Annotated in this window: 1 protein-coding gene; it reads right to left on the bottom strand. The window is 67.0% G+C overall.

What is annotated here, in order from left to right; all coding sequences use genetic code 11:
• On the bottom strand, positions 1-358 hold a 358-nt coding region (locus GB932_RS01200; protein ID WP_156758937.1), incomplete at both ends, for a CLIPPER-2 domain-containing protein.

The following is a 358-nucleotide window of genomic DNA, read 5'->3' as shown; positions in this document are numbered from 1 at the left end:
ACCCGGCTGCAGCGTGCCCTCGGCCCCCGGCCATGCGCCATAGGCGATGTCCGAAAGACCCTCGAGCTCATCCGCGATCGACACATCGGTCAACGTCACGTTGCCGGTGTTGGTCGCCGTGAACGTGTACGTCACGACGTCACCGACGCGACCCGTCGCAGCGTCGTCGAGCCCACCGGTCTTCACCAGATCGATCGACGGAGCCGAGTCGACGGGAACCGTGACATCGTCCTCGTCCTGAACCGGCTCACCCGAAGGCGGGTTGCCCGTGACCGTCGCCGTGTTGTCGACACCACCGGCGTCGATGTCGGCCTGCGTCAGCGTGTAGGTCGCCGTCGCCGTGACCTGCTCACCCGGA

The sequence above is a fragment of the Microbacterium karelineae genome (assembly GCF_009745985.1).
In the GTDB taxonomy this organism is placed as follows: domain Bacteria; phylum Actinomycetota; class Actinomycetes; order Actinomycetales; family Microbacteriaceae; genus Microbacterium; species Microbacterium karelineae.
This window is presented reverse-complemented; position numbering and strand designations above follow the sequence as displayed.